General features: G+C 68.5%; 11 protein-coding genes. 7 read left to right on the forward strand and 4 right to left on the reverse strand.

The genetic code is table 11. The features are described from left to right. The first annotated feature begins 101 nt into the window (after positions 1-101). From ACEU5R_RS17765 to ACEU5R_RS17790, 6 genes are all read left to right on the forward strand, one after another. On the forward strand, positions 102-1,238 hold the full coding sequence (locus ACEU5R_RS17765) for a polysaccharide biosynthesis/export family protein (protein ID WP_103275451.1): 1,137 nt from the start codon (positions 102-104) through the stop codon (positions 1,236-1,238). 65 nt (positions 1,239-1,303) lie between these two features. Further along, positions 1,304-3,565, forward strand: coding sequence for a GNVR domain-containing protein (locus ACEU5R_RS17770; RefSeq protein WP_392411066.1), 2,262 nt, complete (start codon positions 1,304-1,306; stop codon positions 3,563-3,565). 21 nt (positions 3,566-3,586) lie between these two features. Next, positions 3,587-4,990 carry a phosphomannomutase/phosphoglucomutase gene (locus ACEU5R_RS17775; RefSeq protein ID WP_392411068.1) on the forward strand — a complete coding sequence of 468 codons (1,404 nt, stop codon included), beginning with the start codon at positions 3,587-3,589 and terminating at the stop codon, positions 4,988-4,990. Positions 4,991-5,003: 13 nt separating this feature from the next. Further along, positions 5,004-6,668, forward strand: a complete 1,665-nt coding sequence (gene pgi / locus ACEU5R_RS17780; RefSeq protein ID WP_103275448.1) for a glucose-6-phosphate isomerase — start codon at positions 5,004-5,006, stop codon at positions 6,666-6,668. Between the two features lie 229 nt (positions 6,669-6,897). Continuing rightward, positions 6,898-7,845: a serine O-acetyltransferase EpsC gene (gene epsC / locus ACEU5R_RS17785; RefSeq protein ID WP_392411069.1), complete on the forward strand. Its 948-nt coding sequence runs from the start codon at positions 6,898-6,900 to the stop codon at positions 7,843-7,845. Positions 7,846-7,899: 54 nt separating this feature from the next. Next, positions 7,900-8,718 carry an NAD-dependent protein deacetylase gene (locus ACEU5R_RS17790; protein WP_103275446.1) on the forward strand — a complete coding sequence of 273 codons (819 nt, stop codon included), beginning with the start codon at positions 7,900-7,902 and terminating at the stop codon, positions 8,716-8,718. Positions 8,719-8,912: 194 nt separating this feature from the next. On the opposite strand, the gene ACEU5R_RS17795 is transcribed toward ACEU5R_RS17790, so the two are convergent. The 3 genes from ACEU5R_RS17795 to ACEU5R_RS17805 all read right to left on the reverse strand — a co-directional run bounded on the left by ACEU5R_RS17795 (position 8,913) and on the right by ACEU5R_RS17805 (position 13,178). Next, positions 8,913-9,767 (reverse strand): inositol monophosphatase family protein, encoded by an 855-nt coding sequence (locus ACEU5R_RS17795; protein WP_103275445.1) that lies wholly within the window; start codon positions 9,765-9,767, stop codon positions 8,913-8,915. A 421-nt stretch (positions 9,768-10,188) separates the two neighbouring features. Further along, positions 10,189-11,649: an NAD-dependent succinate-semialdehyde dehydrogenase gene (locus ACEU5R_RS17800; RefSeq protein WP_392411070.1), complete on the reverse strand. Its 1,461-nt coding sequence runs from the start codon at positions 11,647-11,649 to the stop codon at positions 10,189-10,191. A 263-nt stretch (positions 11,650-11,912) separates the two neighbouring features. Continuing rightward, a complete protein-coding gene (locus ACEU5R_RS17805) occupies positions 11,913-13,178 on the reverse strand; it encodes a 4-aminobutyrate--2-oxoglutarate transaminase (RefSeq protein WP_392411071.1) in 1,266 nt (421 codons plus the stop codon). A 95-nt stretch (positions 13,179-13,273) separates the two neighbouring features. On the opposite strand from ACEU5R_RS17805, the gene ACEU5R_RS17810 reads away from it, so the two are divergent. Beyond that, a complete protein-coding gene (locus ACEU5R_RS17810) occupies positions 13,274-14,779 on the forward strand; it encodes a PLP-dependent aminotransferase family protein (RefSeq protein WP_369869707.1) in 1,506 nt (501 codons plus the stop codon). Between the two features lie 29 nt (positions 14,780-14,808). Here ACEU5R_RS17810 and ACEU5R_RS17815 read toward each other — a convergent pair whose 3' ends face one another. Continuing rightward, positions 14,809-15,708 carry a DUF72 domain-containing protein gene (locus tag ACEU5R_RS17815; protein WP_392411072.1) on the reverse strand — a complete coding sequence of 300 codons (900 nt, stop codon included), beginning with the start codon at positions 15,706-15,708 and terminating at the stop codon, positions 14,809-14,811. Positions 15,709-15,886 lie beyond the last annotated feature (178 nt).

A 15,886-nucleotide genomic window follows, 5' to 3' on the forward strand; every position in this document is an offset into this window, starting at 1 on the left:
TCCGTCGAATGTGCGGGCCGGAAAAAAGAGAGTGGAATGTCGCAACCCGTTACGCATCGGGCTCTCTTGCTGGCAACGAAGTCATTCACCGTGGAGTCGCCATGACGACAATTTTCGGAACCGTGAGCCGGGCCCTGGCAGCCATCGCGCTCGTGTCCTCGTTGGGCGCTTGCGCCTTGTCCCCCGGCATGACCTTCAAGGCCGGCCACCTCGTCGATCCCAATGATCCGAATTCCGTCTCGGAGGTCCGCGAGCTCACGCCGGCGCTGGTCATGGACGACGTGCGCGCCCGCGACGCGCTGATCGACAACGACGGCGTGGACCGCCTGTACGGCAAGAGCGAGCCGTACCGCATCGGCCCCGGGGACATCCTTTCGATCGTGGTCTGGGACCACCCCGAACTCGTGCTTCCGACGCAAACCTACGCCATCGGCGCGGGGGCGACCGAACTAGCCATTGGGGACACCGCCTCGGGCATTCCGGGCTATGCCGTATCAGCCACTGGATTCATCCAGTTTCCGTACACGGGATTGCTGAAAGTGGCCGGGTTGACGGAGCTTCAGGCGCGCAATCTCATAGTCAATAGTTCGAGCAAGTACATCCAGGATCCGCAGATCACCGTGCGCGTGCTGGGCTACCGGAGCAAGCGTGTCTATGTGGAAGGCGAAGTGAAGACGCCGGGCGCGCTGGCGATCAACGACATTCCCATGACCCTGATGGAAGCGGTCAACCGGGCCGGGGGCATCCTGGCGACGGGCGATCGCAGCGGTGTGTATGTCATCCGCGAAGGCCGCCGCACGCGCATCAATCTGCCGGCCCTGATCGAACGCGGCAAGGACCTGAACCAGGTCCTGCTGAAGGCGGGAGACATCGTGCGGGTGACGCCGCGCGATGACAGCAAGATCTTCGTGATGGGCGAGGTGACCACGCCCACGGTGGCGGTGATGCGGGACGGCCGCATGTCGCTGAACGAGGCGTTGGGACTGGCCGGCGGCCCCAGCCAGTTGAACTCGGATCCGTCGCAGGTGTTTGTCGTGCGCAGCACGGAGGAGGCAAAACCGCTGGTCTTTCACCTGAACGCGGCATCGCCGCAGGCGCTCGCGGTGGCGGAGAAATTCGAGTTGCAGCCCAAAGACGTCGTATTCGTGGATACGGCCGGCCTGGTGCGTTGGAACCGTTTCATCAGCAACCTGTTCCCCAGCGCGCAAACGGTGCAGACCGTCAATTCCATCAAGTAGTCGCCTGACAAACAACGCCTTTGGAGGCGCCGCGACGGCGGCGGCGCCTTCTCCTGGAGAGCTGCATGTCGTTGCCCATCGAGTCCTTTGAACCCACGGCGCCTGCCCGTCAGCAGGAAACCCCGTTGTCCTCGCACGTGGACGCGATCTTCTCCAACCGCTGGATGATCATCGGCATCACGCTGCTGGCCCTGCTGGGCGCGGTGATCTACGTGATGATGACGCCGTCGGTCTACCAGGCCGACATCATCGTCCAGGTGGAGGAGGAGCAGCCCAACGGACAGGCCCGCAGCCTGCTGGGCGATGTGTCCGCGATCTTCGACACCAAGACCGAGACCTCTGGCGAAATGGAGGTGCTGCGTTCGCGCATGGTGGTCGGACCGGCGGTCGACAAGTTCCTGCTGTATATCCACGCCAGGCCGAATTACTTCCCGGTGGTGGGCGCCTGGCTGGCGCAGCGCCACGAGAGCTTTCCCTATCCTGGCGGCCTGCCCAGGGGCGGCTACGCCTGGGGCGGCGAGACCATTTCCGTGTCGCAGCTGGATGTGCCCAATGAATGGCTGGGCAAGCCGCTGCGGGTGACGACGCTGGGCGACGGGCGCTACACGCTGTTCGACAAGATCACCGGCTCGACCTTCACCGGGACCGTGGGCGCGCCGCAGCATTTCGTGCTGCCGGGCGGCGGTGCGCTGGACGTGCACATCGACGCGCTCAGCGGCCGTCCGGGCACCGAGTTCACCGTGTCGCGCAGCTCGCGGCTGGCGGCCATCGAGGACGTGCAGGCGCGCATGGGCATCTTCGAGCGCGGTCGCGCCTCGGGCGTGATCGGCGTCACGCTGGAAGGCAACGATCCTGCGCTGACCACCGCCGTGTTGAACGAGATCGGCGCGGAGTATGTGCAGCAGAACGTGAACCGCAAGGCGGCGCAGGCCGAGAAGTCGTTGAGCTTCCTGGAGCAGCAGCTGCCCCAGATGAAGAAGGACCTGGACGCGGCCGAGACCAAGTACAACGCCTTGCGCAACAAGCGCGGCACCATCGACCTGAGCGAGGAAGCCAAGCTGATCCTGGCGCAGTCGGTGGACGCGCAGACCAAGGTGATGGAACTGCGCGCCAAGCGCCAGGACCTGATCACGCGCTTCGCGCCCACTCACCCCAGCATCCTGGCCATCGACCGGCAGATCGCCTCGCTGACCGGCGACGTGAACCGCATCGGCAACAACATCAAGCAGTTGCCCGACCTGGAACAGGACGTGGTGCGGCTGGTGCGCGACGTGCGCGTGAACACCGAGCTGTACACCGCGCTGCTGAACAATACCCAGCAGCTCAAGCTGATTCGCGCCGGCAAGGTCGGCAACGTGCGCATCCTGGACGCGGCGGTGCAGCCGGACAAGCCGGTGCGGCCCAAGGCCGCCATCATCATCCTGGTGGCCAGCGCCATCGGCCTGATCATCGGCCTGCTGTCGGCCCTGGTGCGCAACGCCCTGTTCGGCGGCCTGTCCGAGCCGGAGGAAGTGGAGCGCTATACCGGCCTGCCGGTGCTGGCGGCGATTCCCTACAGCGACATCCAGGACAAGCTCTGGCGCCGCAGCCGCCGCAAGAATGCGACCGTGCCCGCGCTGCTGGCGCAGAGCCAGAGCAACGCGCCGCCCATCGAAAGCCTGCGGGGCTTCCGCAATGTGCTGCAGGCCTCGCTGCGCCAGTCGGCCAACAACATGGTCATGTTCACCGGCCCCGTGGCCGGGGTGGGCAAGTCCTTCCTGTCGGCCAACTTCGCCTTCATCCAGGGCGGCGTGGGCAAGCGGGTGCTGCTGATCGACGCCGACTTCCGCAAGGGCCAGCTCAACCGCTATTTCGGCGTGCCCAAGGAGGACGGCCTGTTCGAGGTGCTGTCCGGCACGATCCCGCTGGAGCAGGTGCGCCGGCACAGCGTGTCCGAAGGCGTGGATTTCATTTCCACCGGCGCCGTCACCTTCGACCCGTCCGAGCTGCTGGCCTCGCCCGTGTTCGGCCAGACGCTGCGCGAGCTGTCCACCCAGTACGACATGGTGGTGCTGGATACCGCGCCGGTGCTGTCCTCGCCGGATGCAGCAGTGGTGGGCAGCCATGCGGCCGCGGTGATGGTGGTGGTGCGGTCCGGCATGAACACGGTGGGCGAGATCCGCGAGACAGCCAAGCGGCTCATCCAGGCCGGCGCGCCGGTGGACGGCGTGCTGTTCAACGGCCTGAAGCTCTTGCCCGAACGCTTCGGCCTGCGGTCCAAATATGGCGGATACCGCTACTCCAGGGCGGCGTACTACGGCGATTTCAAGCAGAACGGTCCCAAGTGACGCCAGCCGGAGGAAACGGACATGCACGGAACTTTTGGCTGGGACGCTCCGAACATCCTTGATTCGGTTTTCAAGGCCTACGACATCCGTGGCACGGTGCCCGAGGAGATCGACGCGCGCTTTGCCCACAGCCTGGGCATGGCGGCGGGCGTGAAGGCGCTGGAGCTGGGCGCGCGCGCGATGGTGGTGGCGCGCGACGGCAGGCTGAGCAGCGTGGAGCTGTCGGCCGCGCTGCAGGCCGGCTTGCGCGCCGCCGGCCTGCATGTGATCGACATCGGCATGGCGACCACGCCCATGCTGTATTTCGCCACGCGGCTGATGGATACCGGCGCGGGCATCGCGGTCACCGGCAGCCACAATCCGCCCAACCACAACGGCTTCAAGCTCGTGCTGGATGGCGCTTCGCTCTACGGGGACGGCATCGCCGCGCTGCGTGACGCCATGCGGCGGCCGATAGAAGGCGCGGCCCATGCCGGCGGGCGCACGCAGATGCAGATGCAGCCCTGCTACGCCGCGCGCGTGATGGGCGACATCCGGCTGACCCGGCCGATGAAGATCGCCGTCGATTGTGGCAACGGCGTGGCCGGCGCGATCGCCCCGTCCCTGTTCCGCGCGCTGGGCTGCGAGGTCACCGAGCTGTTCTGCGAGGTGGACGGCGCCTTTCCGGGGCACCATCCGGACCCGGCCGATCCGCAGAACCTGCAGGACTTGATCTATTGCCTGCGCTATTCGGACTGCGAGATCGGCCTGGCCTTCGATGGCGATGGCGACCGCCTGGGCGTGGTCAGCAAATCCGGCCAGATCATCTGGCCGGACCGGCAGCTCATCCTGTTCGCGCGCGATGTGCTGTCGCGCAACCAGGGCGCCGAGATCATCTACGACGTGAAGTGCAGCCGCCATGTGGCCCGCGCCATCACCGAGGCCGGCGGCAAGGCCACCATGTGGAAGACCGGCCATTCGCTGATCAAGGCCAAGATGCGCGAGACCGGCGCGCTGCTGGCCGGCGAGATGAGCGGGCATCTGTTCTTCAAGGAACGCTGGTACGGCTTCGACGACGGGTTGTACGCCGCCGCGCGCCTGCTGGAAATCCTGTCCGCGGCGTCGGATCCCTCGGCCATGCTGGAGGGGTTGCCGCAGTCCTGCGCCACGCCCGAGATCAAGCTGGAGACCGCCGAGGGCGAGCAGTTCGCCCTGGTCGAGGCGCTGCGCGCGCAAGGCGGATTTCCTGGCGCGCAGTCGATCAACGATCTGGACGGCGTGCGGGTGGATTACGTCGACGGCTTCGGCCTGGCGCGGCCGTCCAACACCACGCCGACGGTCGTGCTGCGTTTCGAAGGGGACACGATGGCCGCCCTGGCGCGCATCGAGGAGGACTTCCGCAACGCCTTGCGTCGCGTCGCGCCTCATGTCCGTTTACCGTTCTAAGGAGCACTACGCGATGGATAGGGCTGAATTTGCGAGGGAAGAGGCGCAAGCCGCGGGATTGCTGGACTGCGCCGAATGGCGCGCCTTCGACCATGCGGCGCGTTGCGCGGAACTGGACGCCGGCGCGCTCAAGCTGATCGAGGCGGCGGGCCTGAGCCTGGACTTGTCCATGCAGCGTCAGTCGCCCGCGCTGGAGGCGGCGGGGCTGGCCCTGCTGCGCGCCCGCGGCGTGCCGAGGGCGGTGCAGGCGCTGTTCGCGGGCGAGGCGGTGAACTGGACCGAGGACAAGCCCGCCTGGCACACCGCGCTGCGCGCGGGCCGCACGCGCGAGCAGCCCGACGGCCAGGACGCCGGCTCCGTCTGCGAGTACGCGCGCATGCTGGACTTCGTGCGCGCGCTGGACCAGGAGGCGGACATTGGTGCCGTGCTGCATATCGGCATCGGCGGCAGCGACTGGGGGCCGAGGCTGGCGGTGCAGGCCTTTGGCGGCCCCACGCAGCGGCGTCAGATCCGTTTCGTTTCGAATATCGACGGCCATGCGTTCAACGACGCGGTGACCGGGCTGGACCCGAGGCGCTGCCTGGTGGTGGTGTCGTCCAAGTCCTTCACCACCGCCGAGACCCTGCACAATGCCCGCGCCGCCATCGCCTGGCTGCGGCGCGGCGGCGTGACCGATGTGGCGGCGCATCTGGCGGCGGTCACGGCCAACGCGGCGGCGGCGCGCGCGCTGGGCGTGCCGGCCGAGCGGGTGTTCTCGATGTGCGACTGGGTGGGCGGCCGCTATTCGGTATGGTCGGTGGCGGGCCTGTCCATCGCGCTGACGGTGGGCGCGGAGGTGCTGATCGGCATGCGGGCCGGCGCCGAGGCCATGGACCAGCATTTCCGGCTGGCGCCGCTGGCGTCCAATGCGCCGGCGCAGCTGGCGCTTGCCGGTCTGGTCAATTGCAGCGTGCTGGGCCACAACTCGCTGAACATCGCGGCCTACAGCGCGCGGCTGCTGCACCTGGTGACCTACCTGCAGCAGCTGGAGATGGAATCGCTGGGCAAGCGGGTGGCGGGCGATGGCCAGGCCGTGGGCGTGCCGTCCGCGCCCATCATCTGGGGCATGCCCGGCACCGACGGGCAGCACACCTTCTTCCAGTGGCTGCACCAGAGCGAGAACGGCGCGCCGGTGGATTTCATCGCCAGCCTGCAAGGCTGCCCGGACAACCCGGACGCGCACCGCATGCTGCTGGCCAACTGCCTGGCGCAGCGCCAGGCCCTGTTGCGCGGCAAGAGCCTGGAGCAGGCGCTGCTGGACGTGGCCCATATCGACGACCGCGAGCGGGCGCTGCGCCTGGCGCGGCACATGGTGCATCCCGGCGGGCGTCCTTCCTCGCTGATCGTGCTGCGCAAGCTCGATCCGCGCGGCCTGGGCGCGCTGCTGGCCTTGTATGAGCACAAGGTGTTCGTGCAGAGCGTGGTCTGGGGCATCAATCCCTTCGACCAGTGGGGCGTGGAGCTGGGCAAGCGGCTGGCCACTGGCATCGAGCGCGAGCTGGCGGTGCCGGTGTCGGCGGCCGTGGCCGACCGGGGGCACGACGCGTCCACGTCGTATTGGATCGATTGCTACCGGGGCCACGCCCAGGCGCCGCTGCCGCGCCATGCCTGGGTGCCGGGCGTCGCGGCGCATCTGTGAGCGGCGCCAGGGGGCCGGCGTCCAAGGGGACGGCCCCTGCCGCATAACCACTACGCCGTGTCGGGGGGATTCCGCGAAGAGGGCCCCAGCGGTTACAGTTGACGGGAATATTGCAAAGCAGCATCGGCCCGTCGGCCAGTCCGGCGGCCGCTGCTCCGTCAGCGAGGCACTTCATGTTCGACCTTCATTCCCACGCCGGCGCCGCCGGCATTTCCTTGCGGGCGCAGCCATGAGCGGGCCCAGCCACACCCCGCCCGCGCACTGGAACCTGGACGGCATCGTGTCCGGCCTGCGCGAGGCGCGCCTGGCCTGGCGCGGTCCGCGCGGCCGCCTGCGCGAGGACGCCGGCCTGCGCGAGTTTCCGTCGCAGGAAAGCCTGCGCCAGATCGTCAAGGATCTGAGCGGCGCGCTCTTCCCCATGCGCCTGGGGCCCATCGATCTGCGCGAGGAAGTGGAAGACTTCTACGTCGGCCACACCATTGGCGCGGCGCTGGACGCGCTGCTGCACCAGGTCTGTCTGGAACTGCAGTACGCCGGGCGCAATGATCCGGCGCTGCTGGCCGACACGCAGCAGCGCGCCATCGGCATCGTGCGCCAGTTCGGCGCCGAGCTGCCCAAGGTGCGCGAGGCGCTGGACCTGGACGTGACCGCCGCCTATCAGGGCGACCCGGCCGCGCACAGCGCCGACGAGGTGCTGCTGTGCTATCCCGGCGTGACCGCGATGATCCACCATCGCCTGGCCAACGTGCTGTACCGGCTGGGCGTGCCCATGCTGGCGCGCATGGTGGCCGAGATCGCCCATGCCGACACCGGCATCGACATCCATCCGGGCGCCACCATCGGCCGCAGCTTCTTCATCGACCATGGCACCGGCGTGGTGATCGGCGAGACCGCCATCATCGGCGACCGCGTGCGGCTCTACCAGATGGTGACGCTGGGCGCCAAGCGCTTCCCGCCCGGCGAGAACGGCGAACTCAAGAAGGGCCTGCCGCGCCACCCGTTGATCGAGGACGATGTGGTGATATACGCTGGCGCCACGATCCTGGGCCGCATCACCATCGGCAAGGGATCGACCATCGGCGGCAACGTCTGGCTCACGCGCAGCGTGGCGCCTGGCAGCAACGTGACCCAGGCGAGCCTGGTCAGCGACATGCCCGATTGCGGGCTGGGCGGCTGATCGTCGCGCCGGGCGCGTCCGCCGGTCCGCGCATCGGTGATTCTGGGAGCCTGGATGGACACACGCGTTTCGGATCTGGCCGCGCTGCGCGGCTTCGTCGACCGCCACCCGCGGCTGTTCGTGCTGACGGGGGCGGGCGTCAGCACCGATTCCGGCATTCCGGATTATCGCGACACCGAGGGCGAATGGAAGCGCAAGCCGCCCATGACCCTGCAGATGTTCATGGGCGGCGACCTGGCCCGCGCGCGCTATTGGGCGCGCAGCATGATCGGCTGGCGCCGCTTCGGCCGGGTCCTGCCGAATGACTCGCACCGGGCGCTGGCGCGGCTGGAATCGCGCGGCCGGCTAAGCCTGCTGGTGACGCAGAACGTCGATGGGCTGCACGAGGCCGCCGGCAGCCGCGAGGTCGTGGACCTGCACGGCCGGCTGGATCAGGTGCGCTGCATGCAGTGCGACTGGCGCGGCGGGCGGCAGGCCTGGCAGGACGAGCTGGCGGGGCTCAATCCCCATTGGGAGTCGCTGGAGGCCAGCGACGCGCCCGACGGCGACGCCGATCTGGATGGCGTGGATTTCTCCGGCTTCCGCGTTCCACCCTGTCCGCGCTGTGGCGGCGTGATCAAGCCCGATGTGGTCTTTTTTGGCGAGACGGTGCCGCGTGAACGGGTGGACCGCGTCAACGCGGGCCTGATGGCCGCCGACGCGGTGCTGGTCGTGGGGTCTTCATTGATGGTGTATTCGGGCTATCGCTTCGTGGCCGCCGCCGCGCGCAACGGCATGCCGATCGCGGCGATCAATCTGGGCCGCACGCGCGCCGACGCCTTGCTGACCCTGAAGGTGGAACAGCCTTGCGCGCTGGCGCTGGATGCCCTGTGAAAGCGCCCGTCGGCCGCCAGTCTGCGGCCGGTTTTTGAGCGGTTTATACAAGCCCTTGTCCTGCAAGGGTTTTTTTCTACTGTTACAGAGCTTTCCATAGGGTTGTCCACAGATAGTGGGGATAACTCCTAGGGATAACCCGAGGCGGAGTCCCGGAAAATGGGACTCCGGACGGGGACGGACCCCGCCCGGGCTCAGCTTTCCGAGGCCACGAAATCCTCGCCCATCAGCGCTTTTTGCGCGGCATGCCAGCTGCCCGCGTCGGGCGCGTACAGCAGGCCGCCGCTGCGGTGCGTGGGCTTGTACGGCGAACCGTCGAAGCGCGCGGCATAGCCGCCGGCTTCGCGGTGCAGCAGCCAGCCCGCGGCGTGGTCCCAGGCGGTGAGCTGGTTGTACAGCGCGACATGGCAATGGCCCGCCGCCAGCATGCGGTATTCATGGGCCGCGCAGCGCAGCGAGGCCGTGCTGCCCAATTTCGACAGATTGCCGTTGACCGTGCTGCGCAGCGGCTCGGGCAGCGCGCCGGTGGAGATCAGGCCGTCCATGTCCTCGGGCGGCGCGGGACTGGCCACGGCCAGCGGCGCCTGCTTGCCGTTCTCGTATTCCATCCATGCGCCTTCGCCGCGCACGGCCAGCGCGCTGTCGCGGCTGACGGGGTCGTAGATCACGCCGGCGATCACGTCGCCGCGATGGCAGGCGGCGATCATCATGCCGAACAGCGGCAGGCCCGCCACGTAATTGCGGGTGCCGTCGATGGGGTCGATCAGGAAGGCCAGGTCGGCGTCGACCAGCATGTTCAACAGCGCGGGGTTGCGGGTCGAGGCTTCCTCGCCGATCAGCACCGCGCCGGGATACAGCTTGGCCAGCCGCGCGCTGATCATGCGCTCGGCGGCCTCGTCGGCATCGGTGACCAGGTCGCGCACGGAGGTCTTGCCGCGCACGGCGCCCTCGGGCAGGTTGCGAAAGCGCGGCATGACCTCGGCCTGGGCCGTATCGGCCAGGATGGACGCCAGCCGGCGCGTTTCTTCGCGGGTGAAAGATCTGCTCATAGTATTCGTCCTAGCAACGCGCAAATCTAGCATGCCGGCAAGACATTTGATCGTGTCGCGGAAGGGGTTGAATCAAAAGAGCATTTCAGGGACGGCTTGGCGTAGCGCGCCTTCGGATTCATGATGTCGCGCGGAACGCGCCATCCCGTTGTGCGTGCCCTGACAGGATCAGATGAACAGGACCGTGGGCACGGATGATGGAAAAAAACCAGCATGGTCGGCATGCTGGCGGGGGTGGAGGCGCACGGGCTTCTTCTGCCCTGATCGGGGTACTTATCGCGCCCGCCCATGAAACAGCGCCGTCGGCAAGACGCGCGGGAACCTTCCCCACATGCCTTGCCGACGGCGCTGTCGCGTTCGTAAACGTCCGAAACGCGTAATGCCATTCGCCCCGAAGCGCCGTGCGCTCCAGGGCTTGGCCTTAACCCAGATCCAGGCAGAGGTACTTGATCTCCAGGTATTCCTCGATCCCGTACTTCGAGCCTTCGCGGCCCAGGCCGGATTGCTTGACGCCGCCGAACGGGCCGACTTCGTTGGAGATCAGACCCGTGTTGATGCCGACGATGCCGTATTCCAGCGCCTCGGACACGCGCCAGACGCGGGCGTAGTCGCGGGTGAAGAAGTACGCGGCCAGGCCGAAGATGGTGTCGTTGGCCTGTTCGATGACTTCCTGCTCGGTCTCGAAGCGGAACAGTGGCGCGACCGGGCCGAAGGTTTCCTCGGTGGCGAAGCGCATGGACTTGGTCACGTCGCGCACCACGGTGGGCTCGAAGAAGGTGCCGCCCAGCGCGTGGTGCTTGCCGCCGACGATGACCTTGGCGCCGTGCGCGGTGGCGTCGGCGATGTGCTCCTGCACCTTCTCGACGGCGTTGGCGTCGATCAGCGGACCTTGCGTCACGCCCTCGCCGAAGCCGTCGCCGACCTTCATGGCCTGGACCTTGGCGACCAGGCGCTTGGTGACTTCCTCGTACACGCCGGCCTGGATGTAGATGCGGTTGGCGCAGACGCAGGTCTGGCCGGCGTTGCGGAACTTGGAGGCCAGGATGCCGTCCACGGCGCGATCCAGGTCTGCGTCGTCGAACACGATGAAGGGCGCGTTGCCGCCCAGTTCCAGCGACAGCTTCTTGATGGTGGGCGCGCACTGTTCCATCAGCGTGCGGCCGACTTCGGTCGAGCCGGTGAAGCTCAGCTTGCGCACGGCGTCGCTTTCGCACAGGGCCGCGCCGATCTCGCGCGAGCTGCCGGTGACGACGTGGAACACGCCGGCCGGCACGCCGGCTTCCTCGGCCAGCACGGCCAGCGCCAGCGCGGTCAGCGGGGTCTGCTGGGCGGGCTTGAGCACCATGGTGCAGCCGGCGGCCAGCGCCGGGCCGGCCTTGCGCGTGATCATGGCGGCCGGGAAGTTCCACGGCGTGATGGCGGCGGTGACGCCGATGGGCTGCTTGAGCGCCAGCAGGCGCTGGCCGGCCTTGGGGCTTTGCAGCACGTCGCCGTCGATACGCTTGGCTTCCTCGGCGAACCATTCCAGGAACGAGGCGGCGTAGGCGATTTCGCCGGCGGCCTCGGTCACGGGCTTGCCCTGTTCCGAGGTCATGATGGCGGCCAGGTCCTTCTGGTGCTGCATCATCAGCTGCGACCACTTCAGCAGGATGGCGGCGCGTTCCTTGCCGGTCTTGGCGCTCCAGGCGGGCAGGGCGGCCTCGGCGCTGGCGATGGCGGCCTCGGTTTCCTTGCGGCCGAACTTGGGCACGGACACGATGGTCTTGCCGGTGGACGGGTTGCTCACGGGAATGGACGGGCCATTGCCGGCGCCGACCCACTCGCCGCCGATGTAGCAGGCGTCGCGCAGCAGGTTGGGGCGGGTCAGATTGATTTGGGTCATGTTGTCAGTCTCCTAGAGTGTTTGGGCCAGTGTTGGGCCCACCCCCGAAGCGCTGCGCGCTTCCCCCTAGGCGGGCCCCCCTCAAGGGGGCATGCTGGCGGACCGGCGGAGCCGGATCCGCGGCATCCCGATTTTGGGGGGACGGCCGTTTCAGGGGGCGTGGGGGGGGCACGATGGCGCCGTGTAAACGGATATCCGGCCGGGGCGGGCTCAGCCCTTTCGGGCTGGCGCCACCGGCCGGATGATCGGGGTGCGCCCGGTGCTTATGCTGCCAGCGCCTCGGACAGGATGTCCAGCGCGCGGGCGAACTGGGCGTCGGGAATGGTCAGGGGGTACAGGAAGCGCAGGACGTTGCCGTACACGCCGCAGCTCAGCAGGATCAGGCTGCGTTCCATGGCGCGCGCCTGCACGCGCTTGACGGCGTCGGCGTCCGGCTTGCCAGTGGCCGGGTCGTTCAGTTCCAGCGCCACCATCGAGCCCAGGCCGCGCACGTCGGCGATGCCGGGGACCTTGGCGCGCAGGCCTTCGAGATGGGCGCGCAGCTTGTCGCCCAGCTGGACGGCGCGCTCGCACAGTTTTTCTTCGGCGATGACGTCCAGCACCGCGTGCGCGGCGGCCACGGCCAGCGGGTTGCCAGCATAGGTGCCGCCCAGGCCGCCGGCGGCGGGCGCGTCCATGACGTCGGCGCGGCCCACCACGCCCGAGATCGGCATGCCGCCGCCCAGGCTCTTGGCCATGGTGATGAGGTCGGCCTGCACCGAGTGGTGTTCCATCGCGTACAGCTTGCCGGTGCGGCCGAAGCCGGTCTGGACTTCATCGGCGATCAGCAGGATGCCGTGCTCGTCGCAGACCTTGCGCAGCGCGGTCATCAGTTCGGGCGGGGTGATGTTGAAGCCGCCTTCGCCCTGCACGGGTTCGATGATGATGGCGGCGACGCGCTTGGGATCGATGTCGACCTTGAACAGCAGGTCCAGCGCCTTGAGCGAGTCGGCCACCGTGATGTCCTGGGTGCCGTTGGGGAAGGGCACGTGGTAGACGTCGCCCGGCATGGGACCGAAGGACAGCTTGTACGGCGCGACCTTGCCGGTCAGCGCCATGCCCATGATGGTGCGGCCGTGGAAGGCGCCGGAGAAGGCGATCACGCCCGAGCGGCCGGTGGCCGAGCGCGCGATCTTGATGGCGTTCTCGACGGCCTCGACGCCGGTGGTGAAGAAGGCGGTCTTTTTCAGGCCGTCGATGGGGGCCAGGCGGTTGATGCGTTCGGCCAGCGAGATGTAGCCCTCGTAGGGCACGATCTGGTAGGCGGTGTGCGTGAAGTTGTCGAGCTGGGCCGAGATGGCGGCCTTGACCTTGGGATGCAGGTGGCCGGTGTTCAGCACGGCGATGCCGCCGGCGAAGTCGATGTATTCCTTGCCGTTGGCGTCCCACAGCGTGGCGTTCTCGGCGCGCACGGCATAGAAATCGCACATCACGCCGACGCCGCGCGGCGTGGCCAGGGAACGGCGGGTATTCAGGTCCTGATTCTTCATCTCAGCCTCGCATCGCGGGTAAAGGGTTAGCCCCTAATTTAATGCTACGATGGCCCCATTGTTGGGAACCACTTTTGTAAAACAGGTAGAACCAATTGCGTTCCATCGTAGGCGACCTGCTGCTGCTCCGGCTGGCCGAGGCCAGCGCCGAGCCGATGAACCGGCGGCTGTATCGTGGCCTGCGCGAAGCCATCCTGGAAGGCGCCATCGCCGCCGATACCCGCCTGCCGGCCTCGCGCGACCTGGCGGCCGAGCTGGGCATCGCCCGCAATACCGTGGTCCACGTCTACAGCCAGCTGCTGGCCGAGGGCTATACGCGCAGCCGGCAGGGCAACGGCACCTTCGTCAACGCCTCGCTGCCGGACTCGTTCCTGAGCAGCGGACGGCGCGCCCGCCCGGCGGCCGCGCCACAGCCGCGTGCGGCGCTGTCGCCGCGCGGCGCGGCCATCGTCGACGGCGCCTCGGCCTCGCCCTACCAATGGGGCGCCTTCATGCCGGGCGTGCCCGACCTGACCGAATTCCCGCACCGCAAGTTCGGCCGCATCGTCAGCGCGCTGTGGCGCAATCCGCCGCCGGACCTGCTCACCTACGCCCATGGCGGCGGGCTGCCGGCGCTGCGCGAGGCGCTGGCGCAGCACCTGGCGCTGACGCGCTCGATCGACTGCGATCCGGAACAGCTCATCATCACCGAGGGCTCGCACCAGGCCATCGACCTGGCCTCGCGCATCCTGGGCGATCCGGGCGAGGTGGCCTGGGTCGAGGACCCGGGCTATTGGGGCGCGCGCACCGTGCTGCAGGCCAATGGCCTGCGCATCCGCCATCTGCCGGTGGACGAGGAAGGCATGCAGGTGCCGCAGGAAGCCGGCGGCGAGCCGCCGCGCTTCATCTTCGTCACGCCGTCGCATCAGTACCCGCTGGGGCCGGTGATGTCGCTGGCGCGCCGCCGCCAGCTGCTGGCCGTCGCGCGGCGCCATGGCAGCTGGATCATCGAGGACGACTACGACAGCGAGTTCCGCTTCTCGGGGCGGCCCATCGCCTCGCTGCTGGGGCTGGAGCCGGATGCGCCCGTGATCTACATGGGCACCTTCAGCAAGACCCTGTACCCGGGGCTGCGCGTGGGTTATCTGGTGCTGCCGCGCCCGCTGGTGGCGGCGTTCCAGGCGGCGCACGCCGAGCTGTACCGCGAGGGCCACCAGATGACGCATGCCGCGCTCGCGGCCTTTATCGCGGACGGCCACTACGCCGCGCACATCCGCCGCATGCGGATGCTGTACGGCCGCCGCCGCGCCATGCTGGTCAACCTGATCGAACGCCGCCTGGGCGCCGACTGGCTGCATCGCGACGCCAGCCTGGCCGGGCTGCACCTGGTGCTGACGCTGCCCCCCGACATGGACGACCTGCGCGTGGTCGAGGAGGCGCGCGCGCGCGGCGTGCTGACGCGTCCGCTGTCGCGCTACTACGCCGACCCGGCGCTGCGGCGTCCGGGGCTGCTGCTGGGGTTTGCCTGCGTGCCCGAGCAGGACATCGCGCGCAAGTTCGAGGTGCTGCTGGACAGCCTGGCGGAAGTGGCGCGCAAGCCGGCGCGCGCGGCCCGCGCCTGAGCCGCCAAGAGCGCATCGGCGACCGTGTCTCAGAACCCCGGCAGCGCCGCCGCGAACGCGGCCGCGTTGCGCACGCCCTGGTCCTCGAAGTTGGTGTTGAAGACGGCGTGCGCCTGCGCGCTTTGCGCGGCGAGCCGGGAAAAGCGCTCGGCCAGTTCCGCCAGCTCGGCCTCGGAATATTCGTACTGGAAGCGTCCCGACGAGGCTTGCGTGGTCCGGTTCCAGGCGGCCGCGTTGCGGCCATGCAGCCGCAACAGCGTCAGCTCGGGATGCGTGCTTGCCCAGACGGCGGGCACGCTGTTCTCCGGCCCGGCGGGCGCGTCCACCACCGTGTGCACCGCGCCCAGATCACGCAGCAGGGCCAGCGTGCCGGCCGTCGCGGCGGGGCTGTCGAACCAGCTGCGGTGGCGCAGCTCGATGGAGATCAGATGCTCGTCCATGCGCCGCGCCGCCTCGGCCAGCGCCGCGTGGCCGCGCGCGTCGCGTCGTATCCAGGGCGGGAACTGGAAATGCACGGCGCCCAGCTTGCCCGGCAGGCGCAGCGGTTCCAGCGCCAGCGTGTAGCGCCGCCAGAGTTCGTCGCGCAGCTCGCCGGGCACGTCGTTGTAGTAGATGAACGGTGCCGGCCAGCCGTCAAGCTCCGCGCGGATGTCGGCGGGCAGGGCGGACAGCGGCGTCTGGTGGCCGGTGAACAGCCGGAACGCCTTGATGTTGAAGACGAAGCCGTCAGGCGTGCGCTGGTCCCAGCGCCAGGCGTTCTCGGCCGTGGGCAGCGCGTAGTAGCTGGAATCGACCTCGACCAGCGGGAAGCGCGCCGCGTAGTAGCGCAGCCGGGCCTCGGCGTTGGCGGCCACGGCCGGCGGATAGAAGCGGCCGCAGGCCAGCAGCGTGGGATCGGTCCAGGAGGCTGCGCCGGTGAGGATGCGCATGGCGGGCAAGGGCGATGGAGGACGAGGAAACGCGGGCGGGTCGGGCGCGCGGGACGGGGCGACGGGCCGCTCAGGCGCTCCGGGCAAGGGCGCCGTGGCGGAGCGGGCACCGGGTTATGATAGCTGGATATATGAACAGTTGTCTGGCCTGTGCGCGCCCAGGCCGGTCCCGCCTTCC

The sequence above is a fragment of the Achromobacter sp. 413638 genome (assembly GCF_043119405.1).
Classification (GTDB): domain Bacteria; phylum Pseudomonadota; class Gammaproteobacteria; order Burkholderiales; family Burkholderiaceae_B; genus Achromobacter.

Bases quoted from the DNA above. Each gene is read 5' to 3' on its own strand.
- ACEU5R_RS17765 (WP_103275451.1), top strand. From the start codon at position 102: ATGACGACAATTTTCGGAACCGTGAGCCGGGCCCTGGCAGCCATCGCG.
- ACEU5R_RS17770 (WP_392411066.1), top strand. From the start codon at position 1,304: ATGTCGTTGCCCATCGAGTCCTTTGAACCCACGGCGCCTGCCCGTCAG.
- ACEU5R_RS17775 (WP_392411068.1), top strand. From the start codon at position 3,587: ATGCACGGAACTTTTGGCTGGGACGCTCCGAACATCCTTGATTCGGTT.
- pgi (WP_103275448.1), top strand. From the start codon at position 5,004: ATGGATAGGGCTGAATTTGCGAGGGAAGAGGCGCAAGCCGCGGGATTG.
- epsC (WP_392411069.1), top strand. From the start codon at position 6,898: ATGAGCGGGCCCAGCCACACCCCGCCCGCGCACTGGAACCTGGACGGC.
- ACEU5R_RS17790 (WP_103275446.1), top strand. From the start codon at position 7,900: ATGGACACACGCGTTTCGGATCTGGCCGCGCTGCGCGGCTTCGTCGAC.
- ACEU5R_RS17795 (WP_103275445.1), bottom strand. From the start codon at position 9,767: ATGAGCAGATCTTTCACCCGCGAAGAAACGCGCCGGCTGGCGTCCATC.
- ACEU5R_RS17800 (WP_392411070.1), bottom strand. From the start codon at position 11,649: ATGACCCAAATCAATCTGACCCGCCCCAACCTGCTGCGCGACGCCTGC.
- ACEU5R_RS17805 (WP_392411071.1), bottom strand. From the start codon at position 13,178: ATGAAGAATCAGGACCTGAATACCCGCCGTTCCCTGGCCACGCCGCGC.
- ACEU5R_RS17815 (WP_392411072.1), bottom strand. From the start codon at position 15,708: ATGCGCATCCTCACCGGCGCAGCCTCCTGGACCGATCCCACGCTGCTG.